This window comes from Bartonella australis AUST/NH1, from assembly GCF_000341355.1.
GTDB classification, from domain to species: domain Bacteria; phylum Pseudomonadota; class Alphaproteobacteria; order Rhizobiales; family Rhizobiaceae; genus Bartonella; species Bartonella australis.
Map to the genome: position 1 here is coordinate 317822 of NC_020300.1, position 25027 is coordinate 342848.

A 25027-nucleotide genomic window follows, 5' to 3' on the forward strand; every position below is an offset into this window, starting at 1 on the left:
TAAAGCCGCGGCTAGGATGATATGAGCCCAAAATTGGCTTGAGAAGACAGCAATAGTGATAAGAGCTGCTTCGTTATAAAAAATAGCCAAAATAAGCTAAAGGGTTCAAAATGATGCAATAAATAAGGGGCTGCAGGGCTTGAAGCAATGCTGCATAGTAAACCTGTCGACAAAAGTGCAGAGACAAAGCTTTTATTCTTTGCCAAGCGAAAGGCGGAGGTAATTTGCACTTCTTCATCGAAAAGGCCTGAAAAAGTTAACATAAAGCAAGCACAAAGCCGCAAAAAATACTGAATTTATTCTTAGCACAGCGCTCCCTGCACGACTAAATTTGCAATAAAATCCAAAAATGTTCGTCGTTCAACTTTGATAATTTGCAAATTAAATTGGCTGTTTTTGCTCTTTTTATAGAGCGAATAGATATAATGATTATTCGCGGAAACAAATAACTCTTTTTGCGCAAAAAGTGGCATCCATCGTGATATGACGTATGGCGCGAATTTCTCAACTATTTCTCAAGAAAGAGTGACTAGCGAAAATCTTTTCCGAACAGCAATTGGTATGATCCGCGCAGTTTAGGCTGCATAAAGATTTATTTTATCGCACTTATGCTTGCTGATCATATTCGGTGCGGGCACCACTTAAATGTCCATTGATGTGAGTCAAAATAGAAAATTTGAATAGATTTGAATAGAAAAGAATTTCCCGAATATTAAGATCAATCAAAAATTATTGCGCGGCACCCTTGTCAAGTCACATGTGCGCTTTATCTGACTAACCGAGTTTATTTTAGTAAGGCCGTTTTTTCGGAAGGGCGGGGTGCCCGCCGGTCGGTTCGTGGAGTTTTTTCGGGTGGTTCAGGTGAATGGCGTGTTTGTGTTTTTTATTTGAAGCTTTCTGAGGGAAATACCGCGGGTGCGGTGTTTCTCTGAAGGTGTCGGGGCGATGCTTCGGCGGGGGGTGGGCTTTTCGTATCGGGGGTTTTCGCTTTTTTTTGTTTTTTCGCAAATAGCTTTGCAGGGGTATTTTCCCGGTGCAGGGCCCTGTTTCAGCATGTGGATATGTCGATTTAATTGAGGGGGTTTTTTATGAAAAAATTGTATGTAGCACCAAAAAGCGTCAGCGCGAGTCGCCGTTTTTCTTTGGTTCAAGTAGTTTCGTTAGGAACTGCAGCGGCTGCGCTCTTATCGAGTGTTTCCCCCGTTTTCTCCGCTAATTTGGCGATAACAGCAGCAATTGTTAGAAGCACAAATGCTCCAGGGGTAGATTATCCAAGGGGGAGCCAAGGAAGTATTGTTTTGGCTGGTGATAATGATAGCTGCGGTGTAGATCAGGTCGAAGGTCGTATAAATGGAGGCGGGGTTACTACGATAAGCGCAAAGGAGCAATACGAGAGATTCGTTGAAAATAAAGTGTTCGGAGACAATAAAACGCCTTATGGTACTACCACTACGCAAGTTACCAAAAACGACGCTTCTTATATGGGAACACTTACTGGGGGCATTGAGGATTCTATGCCGAGTGCCTATGGTATTTATTCTTTTGCGACTGGATGTGGGTCTTATGCAGCAGGCAATTATTCAACGGCGTTCGGTGCAGGCGCTACGACAAATGGTGGGGGAGCACAGGCCTTCGGCGTTTCCGCTCTTGCGACTGGGGCTACGAGCGTCGCTTTAGGTGTAGGAGCGGAGGCGTCGGGCTTATCCAGTCTTTCTATTGGTGGACTGGCAAAAGCGACCGCCAAAAATAGTGTCGCTATAGGCGTTGAATCGAGTGCGACGGCTGATTATGCAGTCGCTATAGGTAAGAGTACTGTGTCTAAGGCTGATGGTTCTATTGCAATAGGAAGTGCTACTCCGCTTCAGCCAGAAATCGATGAAGGTATAACAACGGGGGCGCAAGCAGAGACAGCAAATGCTATCGCTATAGGCGCGAGATCTCATGTTGGGCCTGATGCTACTGATTCGATTGCTATCGGTAGATCTGTGTATGTAAGCACTGAAGAATCTGTCGCTATAGGTGGGCAATCTTTTATTATAGATGACGCTGCTGGCGGGACAGCTATCGGTGCGGGCGCATTTGTGCTAACGAATGGTGGTATTGCTTTGGGTAGAACATCTAAAGCTGAGACTGCTGCTTTTGTTCCGGGTTATGATCCTGAGGCAAATGCTGCTTCGCAGGATACTAACCTTGCTTGGAGAAGTACTTTTGGTGCGCTAAGTATCGGTAATACCAAGAGTAAGATAACAAGACAAATCACGGGAGTAGCTGCTGGTACTGGCGATACTGATGCGGTTAATGTTGCGCAGTTGAAAGCGCTGAGGGCATTGGCAAGCAAAGGGTGGACGCTTTCTGTTGACGACGTTGACGGTACCACCGTCGGCCTGGGAGGTTCTGTGGATTTTTCCGCTAAAATCAATAATGATAATCTCACAGGCACAAACTTAGAGATTACGAAAAGCGTGGATAATAACGCCGGCAAGACGAATATAACAATTGGTCTGGCTGACAGTATTGTAGTTAACCGTGTGGCAACAGGAAAAAGCTCTTTAAGTGATGACGGCCTCGTTATTACAGGGGGTCCGAGCGTGATTTCTGACGGCATTGATGCCGGAAATAAAAAGATCACAGGAGTAGCGGATGGCGTTGACGGCAACGATGCGGTTAATTATTCACAGTTGAAGACGCTGAAGGATCAGGTGGATGAAGGATGGAATATTTCTGCTGGTGGTGCAGATGGCGGTCCTGTTACCTCGGGAAGTACTGTAGATTTCTCTGGTAAAGACAGGGGGGATACTACCGGAAGAAATATAGAGGTCACAAAAACTACGGTCGGTGATACAACGACCATGACGTTTGATTTAGCTGAGTATATTAAAGTGGGTCGTGTTGAGACAGGATTAAGCAGTATGAGTAATGCTGGCTTTATGATTACTGGGGGCCCGAATATGACTGAGGGCGGTATTTTTGCTGGAAATAAAAAGATCACAGGAGTAGCGGATGGCGTTAACGACAACGATGCGGTTAATTTTGCACAGCTAAACGAGCTGAAACAGCAGGTAAGTGGGGGCTGGAGTCTTTATGTTAATGACGACAGTGAAACTATTATTGGTCCAGAACGTTCTTTAATGCTCGTTGCTACACCCTCTAAGGATGGAAACAAGAACCTGAAGATCACACAAACTGTGCTTGCAGCCGATAATAAGGATTACGCGTCGGTGGCGTTTGATTTGGCCGACGATATTACAGTTAGTAGTGTGACGACAGGGAGTAGCAATTTAAGTAATAATGGTCTCGTTATTACAGGGGGTCCGAGCGTGGTTTCTGGAGGCATTGATGCCGGAAATAAAAAGATCACAAGCGTCGAGAAGGGTGACAAAGACAGCGATGCGGTTAATTTTGCACAGCTGCAAGAGCTAAGAGAGATGATAGTACAAGGTGAGGGATGGAAGCTTTCTGTCGATGGCAAGAGTCCGTCTCTTATCGATCCTGGGAGCACTGTGGATTTCTCCATTGATTCTGCTAATCCTGACAAGAAGAACCTGAGGATCGAGAAAACTTTGGAGAATGACGTAACGAAGATAGCAATCAGCTTGGATCGCAATATTGCAATTGATACTGTCCTGACAGGAAATAGCAGATTAAGTAGTGATGGTCTCACTATTACGGACGGCCCGCGTATGATCGCCGCTGGCATTGACGCTGGAGACAAAAAAATCACGGGAGTGGCGAAAGGTACTGACAATAATGATGCGGTTAACTTTTTGCAGTTTTCTGAAGTTTCTGAACGTATATCGCAATATCTCGGTGGTAGTGCCAATGTACTCACCGGTGCAGCACCAGTTTATTATATTAAAGGTGCAGAATATCATGATGTCGCTACAGCTTTCGCTGCAGTTAATAGTGAGCTTTCTGATATAGTAAATGACAGCCTCATTAAGTATAATGAGGAGGAAGAGCTTATCACGATCGGCAAAGAAGTGCCCGGTACTAAGATTGATATTATTAACAAAGACGGAGCGAAGCGGGTTATTTCTGGTATTGCTAACGGGCAGGTCGCCGAAAATTCGACTGAGGCAGTAAATGGTGCGCAGCTTTACGGTATCGATCAAAAAGTTACAGAATTAGGTGAGGCTACCAAGTATATTAATAAGCTTTTAGACACGACTCGGGATAAGCTTGCGCAAGCTGCCCAAAGTATGACAAATTATTTGGGCGGCGGTACGGATATGTTTAATGATGTTGCACCGACTTATACTGTTCAGGGTAATAAGTACAATAATGTTGGTGATTCGTTCAGCAGTGTTGATGCTTCTCTTACGGATATTTATAGTAAGATTGCTGATGTGTCAGGCAACGGCATTGTCCAGCAAGATACGGGGACGAATGTTATAACTATTGGTAAGAACGTATCTGGTACGAAAATTGATATCACCAGTAAAGACAGCGCCGAGCGGACTATTTCTGGTGTTGCAGAGGGAACGATTTCTGCCACCTCTACGGAAGCTATAACGGGAAAACAGCTTCAATCTATGGGCACTCAGATTGCTGCTTATTTAGGAGGTGGCGCTGCGTATAATAACGGCCAATGGACCAACCCTAAATTTGTAGTCACTACTCCCGATGTTAATGGTTCTCCCACTGACGCGACTTATGATAATGTTGCTAATGCTTTTGGTGGAGTCAATAATAGTTTAAAAAATATAAATAGTCGTCTTGACGATGGTTTGAGCTGGAATAAGGATAAAAAGGCTTATGATGCGGGTCGTGGCGGTCAAGCAAATAAGATCACAGGAGTGGCAGACGGCGTTAACAACGACGATGCGGTTAATTTCGCGCAGCTAAACGAGCTGAAGGCGCAGGTAGATGGAGGATGGAATATTTCTGCTAGTGGTGCAGATAGCGGTCCTATTGCTCCGGGAGGTACTGTAAATTTCTCTGGTAAAGACAGGGGGGATGCTACCGGAAGCAATATACAGGTCACAAAAACTACAGTCGGTGATACAACCACCATGACGTTTGATTTAGCTGAGTATATTAAAGTGGGTCGTGTTGAGACAGGATTAAGCAGTATGAGTAATGCCGGCTTTATGATTACTGGAGGCCCGAATATGACTGAGGGCGGTATTTTTGCTGGAAATAAAAAGATCACAGGAGTAGCGGATGGTGTTAACGGCAACGATGCGGTTAATTTTGCACAGCTTTCTGGAATTTCTAGCAATATATCGAAATATTTCGGCGGTGGTGCCAATGTATTCACCGGTGTAGCGCCACTTTATACTATTCAGGGTGAGGGGTACGATAATGTTGGCGAGGCGTTCGACAGTGTTGATGCTTCTCTTACGGATATTTATAATAAGATTGCTGATGTGTCGGACAATAGTCTTGTCCAGCAGGATGCAGGGGCGAATGTTATAACTATTGGTAAGAACGTATCTGGTACGAAAATTGATATCACCAACAAAAACGGGGCTGAGCGAACTATTTCTGGCGTTGCAGACGGGGAAATTTCTGCTACCTCTACGGAAGCTATAACGGGAAAACAGCTCCAATCTATGGGCAGTCAGATTGCTACTTATTTAGGCGGTGGCGCTGCGTATAATAACGGTCAATGGACCGACCCTGAATTTGTAGTCACTACTCTGAGTGCTAATGGCTCTGCTGCTGATGCAACTTATTATAGTGTTGCTGGTGCTTTTAGTGGGGTCAATCATAGTTTAAAAAATATGAATAATCGTCTTAATGAAATTGAAAATAAAGCAAATGATGGTTTAAGTTGGGACGAGGATGCAAAGGTTTATGATGCAGGTCGTGGAGGTCAAGCAAATAAGATCATCAATGTTGCGGATGGCAGAGTCGCGGAAGGTTCGAAAGAAGCCGTGAATGGCGGGCAGCTTTCGGAGGTTGATAAAAAGATCAGCAAACTTAAAGATCAAGTTGATAATATTGAAATTGGAGATGGCATAAATCTTGGGGGTATTGTCAAATATGAAAAAGATCAAGATGGAAATAAGAAAGTCGTTTTAGAAGGGGCCAAGGAAGGCGAACCTGTTTTGATTGACAATGTAAAAGATGGTGAAATTGAAGTAGGTTCGAGGCAAGCAGTAAACGGTGGACAGTTGAAACAACAGATGGGTATCGTATTCGATAATACGAAACAGTATACTGATCAAGCTATTAGTAGTGCTATCACTCAGGCTAAGAGCTACACTGATATGAAATTTAACGCTTTGAATTACGGCCTCGAAGAGACGCGGAAAGAAGCGAGACAAGCAGCAGCGGTCGGTTTAGCCGTGGCGAATTTGCGCTACAATGATGTCCCTGGAAAATTAAGCGTAGCGTTTGGCGGCGGTTTATGGCACGGCCAATCTGCGTTCGCCTTTGGTGCAGGTTATACATCTGAAGACGGAAAGTTCCACTCTAATGTATCCGCGACTAGCGCTGGAGGTCAGTGGGGTGTGGGAGGCGGAATAAGCATCACATTGAATTAGCTAAGAATTTCAAAGTCACACGAGCTCCATAGCCGCCCTTGTCTCAATGAGGCAGGGGCGGGTTTTTTGTAAAAACCATCCTACCTGGTACACTCCCTTTAATATAACGCGCAAAAAAAACGATATTGCATAACAAAAAAACAATTTTAAAAAGCTTTACACTGTAGCAATACGCTCGCTTCTTCATCTAGAGTACATTAATACAGCCAAAAAAAATCATCTTCGCTCTTGCTATTTTCTTTATATAGTTATACACGATGACGACACGCCAAAAAGCGCGCTAAAACAAGCACGCCAAAAATCGTGGGGGGAATACTCCAAGAAAAAGGAAAAACTCAAGGCAAAGACGGACGAAATGCACCCGGATACCACATTTTATCGCTTTTCACGCGACACACACAAACACCCTGTGCAAAAAAAGCACCAACGTCCGACCCGAATCGAACACACACCGCACCCCTTAGAGATGCGCGGTAACCTCTCTTTGTTCCTTAATCACAGATCAATCGCAGAAACGACACCTCCCTCAAAACGAATACAAAAACGCCAAACACTCAACATTTTAAACAAAGACACACTGATTTCACGAAACAACGTACCTTCTACCCCTTAATCTAGGGGGCAAACTAAAGAAGTAAATAAGACACAGGACAAATGAATGAAAAAAACACAAACCTTCCATCCTTGGCCTTTTTGTTCCCGGCCTTTTGCACGACCCAAACCCCCCTACGAATATTTCACGCTCGAGCCCTGAATGACCTCTAGCGTTTAAATGTGTTTTTTATATGTCTTAAATTTGTTTTTTTTTGAATTTTATTTGGAGAATTTATCATGAAAAAATTATACGCGACCTCACAGAGGAGTGATTCGAATAGTCTTCGTTTTTCTTGTCACTTGCCTTTGGTTAAAGCAGTTTCGCTCGGAACTGCGATGGCCGCGCTTTTATCGAGCGTTTCGCCAGTTTTTGCTGCTAATGTGTCTATAACGGGGGCGCTTATTAGAAGCACAAATGGTACGGGTGTTGACTATCCGAGAGGGAGCCACGGAAGTATTGTTTTTGCTGGCGATGATGATTATTGTGGTGTGGACGTGGTTACGGGACGTGGCGGGCCAGGCGCTACAGGGGGCAGGGTCATAACTCCGGAAGAAGAATATAAAAGATTTATTGAAAATCAAAAATATAACAACCGCAACCCCTATGGTACCACGGATCATCGGGTTGATTGGACCGGTAATGGTACGACGAGTACCAATGGTGGTTATATGGGGCAGCTTACTGGGGGCGCTACGAATAACTTACCTACTGCTTATGGTGTGTATTCTTTTGTCACAGGTTGTGGAGCTTATGCATCAGGTAACTATTCTACGGCATTTGGTGCGGGTGCTACGACACTGGCTGGAGGGGCGCAAGCCTTCGGTGTTTCTGCTCTTGCGAGTGGGACGGCGAGTATCGCTTTCGGTATAGGATCGGAGGCATCAGGTGAATCCTCTGTTTCTGTCGGCGGACTTTCGAAAGTAACCGGTAAAAATAGTGTTGCTGTAGGTATAGGAGCAAATGTTAAGGCTGATTCTGCGCTTGCTGCAGGTAACGGCGCATTATCTGAGGCTGATAGTTCAGTTGCAGTTGGTGAGTCTTCGGCCGCGCGCGCTTCAGCCTCTGTTGCTTTAGGTAAAAAAGCTGAAGTTTTAAGCGGTGCTGATGGCGGGATTGCCTTTGGTGGAGACGCGCAGGTAAGCGTGGAGAATGGTGTCGCTTTGGGGAGCTCATCTGCAGCTGTGACTGCAGCTGGCATTCAAGGTTATGATCCTAAAACAGAAGCTGATTCATTAAAGCAGGATTCTGCTTGGAAAAGCACTTCAGGCGCGCTGAGTATTGGTAATGTTGGCAAGGGTATAACACGGCAGATCACAGGAGTGGCTGCTGGTTCTCAAGATACTGACGCAGTCAATATTGCACAGTTGAAAGAATTGAGTGAGCTAGTACAAGATGCTGGAAAGGGATGGTCACTTTTAGTTGACAATGGGAGTCTTATTACGATTGGTGCAAAAAGTGAAAGCGCCAAGATCGACGTTTCTGGTAGTGGGGGCATTACACGAACCGTTTCTGGTCTTACTGACGGATCGATTTCCGCTACGTCTACGCAAGCCATAACAGGAAAGCAACTCTACGAAACGCGTAAAGAATTTGCTCATTATCTTGATGGTAAAGCGGGGTATGACTCGGACGGTGATTCATGGACTAATCCTAGTTTTGAGGTTCATGGGCAAAAGGCGGAGAGCGTTTCAGATGCTTTCAGCAAGATTGATGCTGCTGTTAGTAAAATTGAAAAAGGAGAGACCGGCCTCGTTAGGGATGACTTAGGTGCTCAGACGATTACCATTGGTGCAGAAAGTGGAAGCACCAAGATCGACGTTTCTGGTAAAGGAAAAATCACGCGGGTCATTTCCGGTGTGAAAGGAGAGGAACTTACAGAAAATTCCACCTATGCAGTCAGTGGTGCTCAGCTTTGGAAAGTCGATGATAAGGCAAGCAAAATTAATAAAAATATTAATAAATATTTAGGTGGTGGTGCCGATGTTCTCGAAGGAACAGAGCCGAATTTTACGATTCAGAGTGAAAGCGCGCATAGTGTAGCAGAGGCTTTTAATAAGGTCGGCACGTCTCTTGGTAGTCTTGAAGGAAATATAAATGGAGTTAAGGCTGAGGTAGCGCAGGTTGAGAATAATATTACCAACAATATCTCGAAGAATTCCTTGATGTGGGATCAAGGCGAGGGGGTATTTTCTGCATCTCATGGAGAAGAGAAAACAGCAAGCGTCATCAGACATATTAAGGACGGAAAAATTGCTTCTGACTCTACAGAAGCCGTAACAGGAAAACAACTCTACAAGACTCGCCAAGAATTTGCTCATTATCTTGATGGTAAAGCGGGGTATAACTCGGATGATGATTCATGGACTAATCCTACTTTTGAGGTTCACGGGCAACAAGCGACAAATGTAGCAGATGCTTTCAGTAAGATTGATGCTGTCGTTAGTAAAATTGAAAAAGGGGAAACTGGTCTCGTTAGAGATAACTTAAATACGAAGACGATTACTATTGGCGTAGAAAGCGAAAGCGCCAAAATCGACGTTTCTGGTGAGGGAAAAAGAACACGGGCGATTGTCGGTGTGAAGGGTGAAGCACTTGAAGAAAATTCCACCTACGCAGTGAGTGGCGCTCAGCTTTGGAAAGTCGACAATAAAGCAGACAAAATTAATGAAAATATTAATAAATATTTAGGCGGTGGCGCCAATGTTCTTGAAGGAACAGAGCTGAATTTTACGATTCAGAGTGAGCGCGCGCATAATGTTGCAGATGCTTTTGGTAAGGTTGATACTTCTCTCGGTGAACTTAACCAAAGTATAATTAGCGTTAAGAACGATATAGCGGACATCACAAATAATGTCGCCGGCGGAATTTTGAAGAATACCATATTGTGGAATACTTCAGAAGATGCATTTGTTGCATCTCATGGAGAAGAGAAAACAGCAAGTGTCATTAGATATATTAAGGGTGGAAAAATTGCTGCTGATTCTACAGAAGCCATAACAGGAAAACAGCTTTACGACACGCGTAAAGAATTTGCTCATTATCTTGATGGTAAAGCGGGGTATAACTCGGACGGTGATTCATGGACTAATCCTAATTTTGAGGTGCATGGGCAAAAGGCGGAGAGCGTTGCAGATGCTTTCAACAAAATTGATGCTGTTGTTAGTAAAATTGAAAAAGGAGAGACCGGCCTCGTTAGGGATGACTTAGGTGCTCAGACGATTACCATTGGTGCAGAAAGTGGAAGCACCAAGATCGACGTTTCTGGTAAAGGAAAAATTACGCGGGCCATTTCCGGTGTGAAAGGAGAGGAGCTTACAGAAAATTCCACCTACGCAGTAAGTGGCGCTCAGCTTTGGAAAGTCGATGATAAGGCAAGCAAAATTAATAAAAATATTAATAAATATTTAGGTGGTGGTGCCGATATTCTCGAAGGAACAGAGCCGAATTTTACGATTCAGAGTGAAAGCGTGCATAGTGTAGCAGAGGCTTTTAATAAGGTCGGCACGTCTCTCGATGGTCTTGAAGGAAATATAAATGGAGTTAAGACTGAGGTAGCGCAGGTTACAAATACTGTTACCAACAATATCTTGAAGAATTCCTTGATGTGGGACCAGAATGAGGGAGTGTTTTCTGCGTCTCATGGAGGAGATGGAGATAAAACGCCAAGCACTATTAGATATATTAAGGACGGAAAAATTGCTTCTGACTCTACAGAAGCCGTAACAGGAAAACAACTCTACAAGACTCGCCAAGAATTTGCTCATTATCTTGATGGTAAAGCGGGGTATAACTCGGATGGTGATTCATGGACTAATCCTACTTTCGAGGTTCACGGGCAACAAACAACAAATGTAGCAGACGCCTTCAGTAAAATTGATACTGTTGTTAGTAAAATTGAAAAAGGGGAAACTGGTCTCGTTAAAGATAACTTAAATACGAAGACGATTACCATCGGTGCAGAAGGCGAAAGCACCAAAATCGACGTTTCTGGTGAGGGAAAAAGAACACGGGCGATTGTCGGTGTGAAGGGTGAAGCACTTGAAGAAAATTCCACCTACGCAGTGAGTGGCGCTCAGCTTTGGAAAGTCGACAATAAAGCAGACAAAATTAATGAAAATATTAATAAATATTTAGGCGGTGGCGCCAATGTTCTTGAAGGAACAGAGCTGAATTTTACGATTCAGAGTGAGCGCGCGCATAATGTTGCAGATGCTTTTGGTAAGGTTGATACTTCTCTCGGTGAACTTAAAGGAAGTATAAATGACGTTAAGAACGATGTAACGAATATCACAAATACTGTTACCGGCAATCTTTCAAAGAATGCTTTGATGTGGAATGATTCAGAAGGCGCATTTGTTGCATCTCACGGAGACAGTAAAACACCGAGCAAGATTAAGCATATTTTGGACGGAGACATTTCCGCTGAGTCTTCAGAAGCTATAACGGGAGGCCAGCTCTACGATACGCGTCAAAAAATTGCTCGTTATCTTGATGGTAAAGCAGGATATGATAGAAAAGGCGAATGGACTGATCCTAGTTTCAAAATACGTACAATTAGCGAAGACGGCGATATTGGTGAAAAAGATTATGATACAGTCGCTGGTGCTTTAGCAGATGTAGGTGGTTCCCTCAAAAATATTAGGGATGGACTTAAACACGAAATAGATAATGCTCTTGTTAAAGAAGACAGTGGAGTTATCACCGTAGGTGCACAAAGTAGTGCAGGCACGATCAATGTTATCGGTCAAGGCGGCCAAAAACGCGTTCTTTCTGGTTTAGGGGAAGGGCAAATCTCTGCTGGATCTACCGATGCAGTGACAGGTGGTCAGCTTCACACTGTCGACCAGAAAGTCGCTGGTCTAGGCACGGCTGTAGAAAATGCTCAAGGTAATGTTGGAACAATTGCTGCCAATATTAATAAATATTTAGGTGGTCAGGCTGACATTCTTGGGGGAGCAGAACCAACTTTCACAGTTCAAGGTAATTCGTCTCATAATGTCGCGGATGCTTTTGGTAAGGTCGATCATTCTCTCGGCGAAATTAAGGGAGATCTAAATGATGTTAGACGCGATGTAACAGACATTACGAATAATATTACCAGTAATATTTCAAAGAATGCCTTGATGTGGAGCGATGAAGAAAGTGCATTTGTTGCATTTCACGGAGGAGATAAAACGCCGACCAAAATTAAGCATGTTTTGGACGGAGATATTTCTACTACCTCTTCAGATGCCATAACGGGAGGTCAGCTCTACGATACGCGTCAAGAATTTGCTAGTTATCTTGACGGTAAAGCAGGATATGATAGGAAAGGTCAATGGACTGATCCTAGTTTCAAAATACGCACAATTGGCAGAGATGGCGACGTCGGTGAAGAAGAGTATGATACAGTCGCTGGTGCTTTAGCAGATGTGGGTGGTTCTCTCAAAAATATTAGGGATGGACTTCAGTATGAAATAGATAATGCCCTTGTTAAAGAAAATGGTGGGGTTATCACCATAGGCGCGCAAAGCGGTGCAAGTACAATCAGTGTCACTGGTAAAAGCGGCCAAAAACGAATTCTTTCTGGTTTAGGGGAAGGTCAAATCTCTGCTGAATCTACCGATGCAGTAACAGGCGGTCAGCTTTTCACTGTTGACAAAAAAGTTGCTGATCTAGGTACGACTATAACAAATACTCAAGATGACCTTTCAGAGGTTAAAGGTAATGTTGGAACAATTGCTACCAATATTAATAAATATTTAGGTGGTCAGGCTGACATTCTTGGCGGAGAAGCGCCAACTTTCACAGTTCAAGGTAATTCGTCTCATAATGTTGCGGATGCTTTTGGTAAGGTTGATACTTCTCTCGGTGAACTTAAAGGAAATATAAGTGACGTTGAGAACAAGCTAACGGACGCTACAAATAATATTACCGGCAATATTTCAAAGAATGCTTTGATGTGGAGCGATGAAGAAAGTGCATTTGTTGCATCTCACGGAGACGGTAAAGCACCGAGCAAGATTAAGCATGTTTTGGACGGAGATGTTTCTGCCGCCTCTTCAGACGCTGTAACGGGGGGGCAGCTTTACGATACGCATCAAGAATTTGCTCATTATCTTGATGGAAAAGCAGGATATGATAGAAAAGGTCAATGGACTGATCCTAGTTTCAAAATACACACAATTGGCAGAGATGGCGATGTCGGTGAAGAAGAGTATGATACAGTCGCCGGTGCTTTAGCGGATGTGGGTGGTTCTCTCAAAAATATTAGGGATGGACTTCAGCATGAAATAGATAATGCCCTTGTGAAAGAAGACAGTGGGGTTATCACCATCGGTGCACAAAGTAGTGCAGGCACAATCAATGTTACCGGTCAAGGCGGCCAAAAACGCGTTCTTTCTGGTTTAGCAGACGGAAAAGTGCTCGCTGGGTCTACCGATGCAGTGACGGGCGGTCAGCTTTTCACTGTTGACAAAAAAGTTGCTGATCTGGGTACGACTATAACAAATACTCAAGGTGACCTTTCAGAGGTTAAAGGTAATGTTGGAACAATTGCTACCAATATTAATAAATATTTAGGTGGTCAGGCTGACATTCTTGGCGGAGAAGCACCAACTTTCACAGTTCAAGGTAATTCGTCTCATAATGTTGCGGATGCTTTTGGTAAGGTTGATACTTCTCTCGGTGAACTTAAAGGAAATATAAGTGACGTTGAGAACAAGCTAACGGACGCTACAAATAATATTACCGGCAATATTTCAAAGAATGCTTTGATGTGGAGCGATGAAGAAAGTGCATTTGTTGCATCTCACGGAGACGGTAAAGCACCGAGCAAGATTAAGCATGTTTTGGACGGAGATGTTTCTGCCGCCTCTTCAGACGCTGTAACGGGGGGGCAGCTTTACGATACGCATCAAGAATTTGCTCATTATCTTGATGGTAAAGCAGGATATGATAGAAAAGGCGAATGGACTGATCCTAGTTTCAAAATACACACAATTGGCAGAGATGGCGATGTCGGTGAAGAAGAGTATGATACAGTCGCCGGTGCTTTAGCGGATGTGGGTGGTTCTCTCAAAAATATTAGGGATGGACTTCAGCATGAAATAGATAATGCCCTTGTGAAAGAAGACAGTGGGGTCATCACCGTCGGCGCGCAAAGTAGTGCAGGCACAATCAATGTTACCGGTCAAGGCGGCCAAAAACGCATTCTTTCTGGTTTAGAGGAAGGAAAAGTGCTCGCTGGGTCTACCGATGCAGTAACGGGCGGTCAGCTTTTCACTGTTGACCAGAAAGTTACTGATTTGGGCACGGCTGTAGAAAATGCTCAAGGCAATGTTGGAACAATTGCCGCCAATATTAACAAATATTTAGGCGGTCAGGCTGATGTTCTTGGGGGAGAAGCACCAACTTTCACAGTTCAGGGTAATTCTTCTCATAATGTTGCGGATGCTTTTGGTAAGGTTGATACTTCTCTCGGTGAACTTAAAGGAAATATAAGTGACGTTGAGAACAAGCTAACGGACGCTACAAATAATATTACCGGCAATCTTTCAAAGAATGCCTTGATGTGGAATGATTCAGAAGGTGCGTTTGTTGCATCTCACGGAGACGGTAAAGCACCGAGCAAGATTAAGCATATTTTGGACGGAGATGTTTCCGCCGCCTCTTCAGAGGCTATAACGGGAGCTCAGCTCTACGATACGCGTCAAGAATTTGCTAGTTATCTTGATGGCAAGGCAGGATATGATAGAAAAGGCGAATGGACTGATCCTAGTTTCAAAATACACACAATTAGCAGAGATGGCGACGTCGGTGAAGAAGAGTATGATACAGTCGCTGGTGCTTTAGAAGATGTGGGTGGTTCTCTCAAAAATATTAGGGATGGACTTAAACATGAAATAGATAATGCCCTTGTTAAAGAAAATGGTGGGGTTATCACCATCGGTGCACAAAGTAGTGCAGGCACAATCAATGTTACCGGTCAAGGCGGCCAAAAACGTGTTCTTTCTGGTTTAGCAGAAGGAAAAGTGTTCGCTGGGTCTACCGATGCAGTAACGGGCGGTCAGCTCTTCACTGTTGACCAGAAAGTTACTGATTTGGGCACGGCTGTAGAAAATGCTCAAGGCAATGTTGGAACAATTGCCGCCAATATTAACAAATATTTAGGTGGTCAGGTTGACGTTCTTGGCGGAGAAGCACCAACTTTCACAGTTCAAGGTAATTCGTCTCATAATGTTGCGGATGCTTTTGGTAAGGTTGATACTTCTCTCGGTGAACTTAAAGGAAATATAAGTGACGTTGAGAACAAGCTAACGGACGTTGCAAGTAATATTACCGGCAATCTTTCAAAGAATGCTTTGATGTGGAGTGATGAAGAAGGTGCCTTCGCTGCATCTCACGGAGATGGTAAAACGCCGAGCAAGATTAAGCATCTTTTAGGTGGAGACATTTCTGCTACCTCTTCAGACGCTATAACAGGAGGTCAGCTCTACGATACGCGTCAAGAATTTGCTCATTATCTTGATGGTAAAGCAGGATATGATAGGAAAGGTCAATGGACTGATCCTAGTTTCAAAATACGCACAATTGGCAGAGATGGCGACATCGATGAAAAAGAGTATGATACAGTCGCTGGTGCTTTAGCGGATGTGGGTGGTTCTCTCGAAAATATTAGGGATGGACTTCAGTATGAAATAGATAATGCCCTTGTTAAAGAAGATAGAGGGGTTATCACCATCGGCGCGCAAAGCGGTGCAAATACAATCAATGTCACTGGTAAAGGCGGCCAAAAACGCGTTCTTTCTGGTTTAGCAGAAGGAAAAGTGCTCGCTGGGTCTACCGATGCAGTGACGGGCGGTCAGCTTTTCACTGTTGACAAAAAAGTCGCTAATTTGGGCGCAACTATAACAAACGCTCAAGGTGACCTTTTAGAAGTTCAAGATAATGTCGGAGCAATTGCTGCCAATATTAATAAATATTTAGGCGGTCGAGCTGATGTTCTTGAAGGAGAAGCACCGACTTTCACAGTTCAAGGTAATTCGTATCATAATGTTGCGGATGCTTTTGGTAAGGTTAGTACGTCTCTTGGTAATCTTGAAGGTAGCATAAGCGAAGTTAAGACTGAGGTAACGCAGATTACAAGTAACGTTACCAATATTACCAGCAATATGTTGCAGGGTGCCTTGATGTGGAGTGATCTAGAAGAGGCATTTGACGCATCTCATGGAGAAAATAAAACACCGAGCAAGATAACGAATCTTTTGGGAGGGATGATTTCCGCTGCGTCCACGGAAGCCGTAACAGGAAGTCAGCTTCATGATATGGGAACTAAGCTTGCTACTTTCCTTGGTGGTGGCGCGCAATATAAGGGAGGCGAATGGACTGGTCCTACTTTCGGATTTAATATTATCGATCTAAAGGGCAATTTTGTTTTAACGGAAAACAAGAGCGTTACTGAAGCTTTTCATAATGTAGCCAATTCTGTAGAGAACGTTAATTCTAGGCTCCAGCACACAATAGATAATGCCCTTGTTAAAGAAAATGGTGGGGTTATCACCATCGGTGCAGAAAGTAATGCAGATATAATCAATGTTATTGGTTCTGTCGGCCAAAAACGCGTTCTTTCTGGTTTAGCAGACGGGAAAGTGCTCGCTGGGTCTACCGATGCAGTGACGGGTGGTCAGCTTTTCACTGTTGACAAAAAAGTCGCTAATTTGGGTACGACTATAACAAATACTCAAGGTGACCTTTTAGAAGTTCAAGATAATGTCGGAGCAATTGCTGCTAATATTAATAAATATTTAGGCGGTCAGGCTGATGTTCTTGGGGGAAGGGAACCGACTTTTAAAGTTCAAGGTAATTCATATCATAATGTTGCAGATGCTTTTGGTAAGGTTGATCGTTCTCTCGGTGAGCTTAAAGGAAATATAAGTGACGTTGAGAATAAGCTAACAGACGTTACAAATAATATTACCGGCAATGTTTTACAGAATGCCTTAATGTGGGATGATATAGAAGGTGCCTTTGTCGCATCTCACGGAGAAAATAAAACACCGAGCAAGATAACGAATCTTTTGGGTGGGAAGATTTCCGCTGAGTCTACGGAAGCCGTAGCAGGAAGTCAGCTTCATGATATGGGAACTAAGCTTGCTACTTACCTTGGTGGTGGCGCGCAATATAAGGAAGGCGAATGGACCGGTCCTACTTTCGGATTTAATGTTATTGATGGAAGCGGCAATCTTGTTTTAAAGAAAAGCGAGACGGTTGCTGAAGCTTTACAGAATGTAGCCAGTTCTGTAGAGAATGTTCATTATGAATTCCAGCATGAAATAGATAATGCCCTTGTTAAAGAAGACAAAGGAGTTATCACTGTTGGCGCGCAAAGTACTGCAAATGCAGTCAATGTTATTGGTAGTAATGGCCAAAAACGCGTTCTTTCTGGTTTAGCAGACGGGAAAGTGCTTGCCGGGTCTACCGATGCAGTAACGGGCGGTCAGCTTTTCACTGTTGAACAAAAAGTTGCTGGTCTGGGTACGACTATAACAAATGCTCAAGGTGACCTTTTAGAAGTTCAAGATAATGTCGGAGCAATTGCTGCTAATATTAATAAATATTTAGGCGGTCAGGCTGATGTTCTTGGGGGAAGGGAACCGACTTTTAAAGTTCAAGGTAATTCATATCATAATGTTGCAGATGCTTTTGGTAAGGTTGATCATTCTCTCGGTGAAATTAAGGGGGATATAAATGACGTTAAGACTGAGGTAGCGCAGATTACAAATAACGTTACTGGCGATCTTTCAAAGAATGCTTTGATGTGGAGTGATGAAGAAGGTGCCTTTGTCGCATCTCACGGAGATGGTAAAACATCGAGCAAGATTAAGCATCTTTTGGGTGGAGATATTTCTGCTACGTCCACAGAAGCTATAACAGGAGGTCAGCTCTATGACACGCGTCAAGAATTTGCTCATTATCTTGATGGTAAAGCGGGATATGATAGGAAAGGCAAATGGACTGACCCTAGCTTCAAGATACACACTGTCGGTAAAGACGGTGATATTAGCGAAAAAGAGTATGATACAGTCGCTGGTGCTTTAGCAGATGTAGGTGGTTCTCTCGAAAATATTAGGAACGGGTTTAAACACGAAATAGATAATGCCCTTGTTAAAGAAGACAAAGGAGTTATCACTGTTGGCGCGCAAAGTACTGCAAATGCAATCAATGTTATTGGTAGTAATGGCCAAAAACGCGTTCTTTCTGGTTTAGCAGACGGAAAAGTGCTTTTTGGGTCCACCGATGCAGTAACGGGCGGTCAGCTCTTTGTAGTCGATCAGAACATCAAAAAAATACAGGGTGATATGGTAGATATTCACGGAGGTCTATCAGAAATTCAAGACAACCTCGGTGATTACGCTAAAATTGTATCAAAATATTTAGGCGGTGGCGCTCGTGTTGCTGATGATATACAACCAAGTTACTATATTCAGCAGGAGATATATCATGATGTTGGTTCTGCATTTAAAGCTGTTGACGTTGCTTTCGATGATATAGGCGTGAAGTTTTCTGACGAGATAAAGAAACTTGATAAGAAAATTTCCGGCAATATTTTGCAAAATACTCTGTTTTGGAGCGATGACGAAGGAGCATTTATCGCGTCTCGTAATAGCAGTGGTAACGGCAAATTGACGAAACTTTTGGACGGGGATATTTCCGCGGGTTCATCGGACGCCATAACAGGAAACCAACTCTATTCTATGAGCAATCAGATTGCCGCTTATTTTGGTGGTGGTGCGAACTATAAGAACGGCCGATGGACTTCCCCTACTTTTACGGTTGATGTTGTTGACTCGGAAGGCAATATTATTTCTAAGGAAAGTAAGACGGTTGCTGGAGCTCTAAAACATGTGAGCGATTCTTTCAAAAATATTAGCCATGAAGCCGAGACCAAGAGTGAGCGTGGGGTAGGAAACTTCCTTGTTGCAGAAGATGAAGGGATTATCACTATTGGTGCGAAAAGCAGCGCAAGGGCAATCAATGTTGCTGGCAAGGATGGCAATAGGATGGTTCTTTCTGGCTTAGAAGAAGGAAGGGTTTCTTCTGACTCTAATGATGCAGTGACGGGTAGTCAGCTTTACGTTGTTAACAAGAACGTTAGTGATCTGGACGCGACTATAACAGATACCCAAAATAGTCTTTCAGAAGTTCGAGAGGATGTTGGATCAATTTATACAAATATTAATAAATATTTAGGTGGTCAGGCTGATGTTCTTGGGGGAAGGGAACCGACTTTCACAGTCCAAGGTAATTCGTATCATAATGTTGCGGATGCTTTTGGCGGGGTTAGTAATTCTCTTGGTAAGATTGACCAAAGTATAGATAGCTTTGGGAACAAGTTGAAGGATGCCTTGATGTGGAGTGATCTAGAAGAGGCATTTGACGCATCTCATGGAGAAAATAAAACACCGAGCAAGATAACGAATCTTTTGGGAGGGATGATTTCCGCTGCGTCCACGGAAGCCGTAACAGGAAGTCAGCTTCATGATATGGGAACTAAGCTTGCTACTTTCTTTGGTGGTGGCGCGCAATATAAGGGAGGCGAATGGACTGGTCCTACTTTCGGATTTAATATTATCGATCTAAAGGGCAATTTTGTTTTAACGGAAAGCAAGAGCGTTGCTGAAGCTTTTCATAATGTAGCCAATTCTGTAGAGAACGTTAATTCTAGGCTCCAGCACACAATAGATAATGCCCTTGTTAAAGAAAATGGTGAGATTATCACCATCGGTGCAGAAAGTAATGCAGATATAATCAATGTTATTGGTTCTGTCGGCCAAAAACGCGTTCTTTCTGGTTTAGCAGAAGGAAAAGTGGTCGCTGGGTCTACCGATGCAGTGACGGGTGGTCAGCTTTTCACTGTTAATAAAAAAGTTATTGATCTGGATACGGCTGTAAAAAATGCTCAACATGATATTTCAGAGGTTCAAGGTAATGTCGGAGAAATTGCTGATAATATTAATAGATATTTAGGCGGTCAGGCTGACGTTCTTAAGGGAAATGCACCAAGCTATACGATTCAGGGTAAGGGGTACCAAGGTGTTGATCGTGCGTTTGCTGCCGTTAATAGATCTTTTGATAATATCAAACAGGAGTTCAATGAGAATATAGGTGAAATTAAGGATGAAATTTTAGGACAGGTTACAGACAACGCTTTATTATGGGATGACAGCGAGAACGCGTTCGTTGCGCTTCATAAAAATGGCGGAGGCTCCCCAGAAAAGGGCACGTTAAAGTATCTAAAGAATGGGGATGTTTCTTCTGATTCTACAGAAGCTATAACGGGAAGTCAGCTTCATCATCTGGGTACTAAGCTTGCTGCTTATCTCGGCGGTGGCGCACAATATGAGCAGGGGGTATGGACAGCTGATCCTACCTTTAAAGTTGGCATCATCGATGAAGAGGGTAATGTTGTTGAAAAGGAAAGCAACACGGTTGCTGGAGCTCTGGCGGATGTAAGCAGTTCTATCTCGAATCTTCAGCAAGGGATAACGAATGGTCTCGTTCAGGAAGATAAAGCTAACGACCGCATTACTATTGGCAAAGAAAGCAAGCTTTCTAAGGTCTATATTGGTGCTGGTGACGATGCACGAACCCTTCTCGGTGTAGCTGCAGGAGATATTTCCGAGGGGTCGACTGATGCGGTGAACGGCTCGCAAATCTTTGCATATAATAAGCAGGTTTCTGAATATTTAGGCGGTGGAGCTGATATTACTGCAGGTACAGGGCCGGTTTACGAGATTCAAGGCGAAAAACACCAGAGCATTGGTGATACGCTTGCCGCTGTCGATGAATCTTTCGATAAAATTAAGGAAGAATTTAGTGAAAATATAGGTGGAATTGAGGATAATATTTTAGGACACGTTACAGAAAGCGCTTTGTTGTGGGATAACGACGAGGGTGCATTTGTCGCGCTTCATAAACATGGCGGAGGCTCCCCAGAAAAGAGCACGTTAAAGTATCTAAAGGATGGGGATGTTTCTTCTGACTCTACAGAAGCTATAACGGGAAGTCAGCTTCACCATTTGGGTACTAAGCTTGCTGCTTATCTTGGCGGTGGTGCACAATATGAGCAGGGGGTCTGGACAGCTGATCCTACCTTTAAAGTTGGCATCATCGACGAAGAGGGTAATGTTGTTGAAAAGGAAAGCGACACAGTTGCTGGAGCTCTGGCGGATGTGAGCAGTTCTATTTCGAAACTTCAGCAAGGCGCAATGAGTAGTCTTATTCAGGAAGATGAAGCTAATGACCGCATTACTATTGGCAAGAAAAGCAAGCTTTCTAAGGTCTATATTGGTGCTGGTGAAAATGCACGGATCCTCTCCGGTGTAGCTGGGGGAGATATTTCCGAGAAGTCGACTGACGCGGTAAACGGTTCGCAAATCTTCGCATATAATAAGCAGGTTTCTGAATATTTAGGCGGTGGAGCTGATATTACTGCAGGTACAGGGCCGGTTTACGAGATTCAAGGCGAAAAACACCAGAGCATTGGTGATACGCTTGCCGCTGTCGATGAATCTTTCGATAAAATTAAGGAAGAATTTAGTGAAAATATAGGTGGAATTGAGGATAATATTTTAGGACACGTTACAGAAAGCGCTTTGTTGTGGGATAACGACGAGGGTGCATTTGTCGCGCTTCATAAAAATAGTGAAGGAGTCCGAGAAAAGGAAAAACTGACGAAACTTTTGGATGGGAGCATTTCTGCTGATTCCACAGACGCCATAACAGGAAAACAACTCTACGAAACGCGTCAGGAATTTGCTCATTATCTCAGTCCTAATGCGGGCTATGATAATGGCCAATGGAATAATCCGGTTTTCAAGGTTTTACAATTTAATGCCAATGGTGAGATTTCCTTAAAAGACTACGCTAGTGTTGCAGAAGCTTTTGGCGGAGTTAACGAGAGTTTGGAAGATCTAAATAACCGCCTTAATGGGATGCAAAATGCAGGTGGCTCATCATCTGGAAACGGAGGTGGATCGTCGCCTGTAGATGGCTCGTCGTCCGGAAACGGAGGTGGCTCATCATCTGGAAACGGAGGTGGATCGTCACCTGTAGGTGGCTCGTCGTCCGGAAACGGAGGTGGCTCATCATCTGGAAACGGAGGTGGATCGTCGCCTGTAGATGGCTCGTCGTCCGGAAACGGAGGTGGCTCATCATCTGGAAACGGAGGTGGATCGTCACCTGTAGATGGCTCGTCGTCCGGAAACGGAGGTGGCTCATCATCTGGAAACGGAGGTGGATCGTCGCCTGTAGATGGCTCGTCGTCCGGCAACGGAGGTGGCTCGTCATCTGGAAACGGAGGTGGATCGTCATCCGGCAACGGAGGTGGCTCGTCGTCTGGAAACGGAGGTGGCTCATCATCTGGAAACGGAGGTGGATCGTCATCCGGCAACGGAGGTGGCTCATCATCTGGCAACGAAGGTGGATCGTCATCCGGCAACGGAGGTGGCTCATCGTCTGGCAACGGAGGTGGAGCGTCATCTGGCAACGGAGGTGGATCGTCATCCGGCAACGGAGGTGGCTCATCGTCTGGCAACGGAGGTGGATCGTCATCCGGCAACGGAGGTGGCTCATCGTCTGGCAACGGAGGTGGCTCGTCGTCTGGAAACGGAGATGGCTCATCGTCTGGCAACGGAGGTGGCTCATCGTCTGGCAACGGAGGTGGCTCATCGTCCGGAAACGGAGGTGGCTCATCGTCTGGCAACGAAGGTGGATCGTCATCCGGCAACGGAGGTGGCTCATCGTCTGGCAACGAAGGTGGATCGTCATCCGGCAACGGAGGTGGCTCATCGTCTGGCAACGGAGGTGGCTCGTCATCCGGCAACGGAGATGGCTCATCGTCTGGCAACGGAGGTGGCTCATCATCCGGCAACGGAGGTGGCTCATCGTCTGGCAACGGAGGTGGCTCGTCGTCCGGAAACGGAGGTGGCTCATCGTCTGGTAACGGAGGTGGAGCGCCGTCTGTAAACGAAAAGCCGGTTTTAGCTGATAATGTTTTGAGTTGGAATGAGGGTAAAGGTGCCTACGACGCGACTCATGATGGTAAGGACGGTAAAATTACCAATGTAGCAGATGGTAAAATCGAGAAAGATTCGACAGATGCTGTGAACGGCGGGCAGATCGCTGAAATTCAGCAGAATATGGAGCAAAACATCAACGCGCTTGAAAATAAAGTCAACAATATCGACGTTGACGGCGTAAAACTCGGCAACATCGTTCAATATACAACGGACGAGGATGGTAAAAAGAAAATCGTCTTAGAAGGAGCTCGTGACGGAGAACCTGTTATGATTGAGAACGTCGCCGATGGTAGAGTCGAAGAAGGCTCGAAAGACGCCATAAACGGTGGAGTGTTGAAAAAAGAACTAGATCTCGTTTTCGACAACTCAAAGAAATACACTGACGAAAAGATAAAGAGCGCTGTAGAAGAGTCCGTTGCCCAAGCTAACAGCTACACCGACTTCAAATTCAACGCTCTAAGCTACGGCATCGAAGAAGCCAAACAAGAGGCGAAACAAGCCGCAGCAATCGGCATAGCAATGGCCAGCCTCCGTTACGGTGAAACACCTCCCGGAAAAACAAGCATTGCCTTCGGTAGCGGTGTATGGCGCGGCCAATCCGCATTCGCCTTCGGTATGGGCTACACTTCCGAAGACGGAAACATCCGGCCTAACATATCGGTCACCACCTCTGGCGGCCACTGGGGCGTCGGCGCAGGCCTGAACATCATCCTAGATTAGTCAGGACGGCGATACACACATCAGACGCGTAGGGACAAAAGAGAAACCAACAGTTCCCTCCCTACGCGTCTTAATTTTCTGCAATACACCCGCCGCACAACTCACACCAAAAAAGCACGCAAATAATACCAACCTAAAAAGAAACAACCACAAAAACAGAAGAGAAAAATATCCTCTTTCTTTCTTTTTCACTCACACAACCACCTCGAGCGAAACTAAACGTCTCCCTTTTACTGATTAAAAACACAACCCACAAAAAAACAACACGCCCGCTTTTGATCTCAAAATGTGTTTTTTTTATGTTTTAAATTTATTTTTTTAAGTTTTGTCTATTGGATAATTTGTTATCATGCTCTTCTTAAGGGAAGTGACGCGAATTATCCTCGCTTTTCTTATCGTTTACTTTGGTTAAAGTAGCTTCATCCAGAGCCGTAATGGCGGTATTTTGCGCATTTCTTTAATTTTTGCTATGGACAGTTCTCTAAAAAGAACAGAATTTTTTTTGTCAAAAACGAATGGAGAGGCTTAAAACAGTGAGAAGAGAGCTGCGTTAGATGAAACCGGTCAAGGCAGTTTTGAGACCAGGGATGCTAATGTACTGCAGGCAAAGGGAGGGTGAATAGAAATACCCAGGTGAACGGTGAAGGAGCCCCTGAATATATTGAAATCGCGGTAAAAAATTGTCTAAACAGATAAGACAATACATCAATGAGGCACTGTAGGACGTCGAGAAAAATAGGACTAAAAACGCAGCAGAAGCTTTTTGTGAGACTGAAGCTCAGATTAAAGGCTACCTTGAGGCGAAATTTGGTTCTTTAAGTTACGCCAACATTGTCACGAAAAAAGAGGTTAAACAAGCTGCGGCAATGAACTCGGCAGTAGCTAATTTGCGTTGCAATAGCGCACATAGAAAGATGAGCGTTGCATTTAATGATAGTGTACGACGCAGCCAGTCTGCTCTTACTGTTGGTGCTAGTTATGCTCGTACAAGTGAAAAGTTTTTCTCTAATTTTTTCGTAATTGGTAGTAGTGGTTATTGGAGTTTGGGAGCCGAAATAAGTATGTCATTGAATTGACGAAAGAGATTAGCACAATATCGCAAATCTTGGATTTGTATCTGATTTCTTATCGGGAGAAAAGGCTGGCGGAAAGGGAGCATG

Annotated in this window: 3 protein-coding genes; all 3 read left to right on the forward strand. The window is 44.2% G+C overall.

The features are described from left to right. The first annotated feature begins 1088 nt into the window (after window positions 1–1088). The gene (locus BANH1_RS07035) at window positions 1089–6491 is read left to right on the forward strand and encodes a YadA-like family protein (RefSeq protein WP_015397672.1); all 5403 of its coding nucleotides are present in this window, start codon (window positions 1089–1091) and stop codon (window positions 6489–6491) included. Between the two features lie 831 nt (window positions 6492–7322). Continuing rightward, entirely contained in the window at window positions 7323–23867 is a 16545-nt protein-coding gene (locus BANH1_RS01495) for a hypothetical protein (RefSeq protein WP_015397673.1), read from the forward strand. 914 nt (window positions 23868–24781) lie between these two features. Beyond that, on the forward strand, window positions 24782–24943 hold the full coding sequence (locus BANH1_RS07305; RefSeq protein WP_187287501.1) for a hypothetical protein: 162 nt from the start codon (window positions 24782–24784) through the stop codon (window positions 24941–24943). Window positions 24944–25027: the final 84 nt, after the last annotated feature.

Bases quoted from the DNA above. Each gene is read 5' to 3' on its own strand.
- BANH1_RS01495 (WP_015397673.1), top strand. From the start codon at position 7,323: ATGAAAAAATTATACGCGACCTCACAGAGGAGTGATTCGAATAGTCTT.
- BANH1_RS07035 (WP_015397672.1), top strand. From the start codon at position 1,089: ATGAAAAAATTGTATGTAGCACCAAAAAGCGTCAGCGCGAGTCGCCGT.
- BANH1_RS07305 (WP_187287501.1), top strand. From the start codon at position 24,782: ATGAGCGTTGCATTTAATGATAGTGTACGACGCAGCCAGTCTGCTCTT.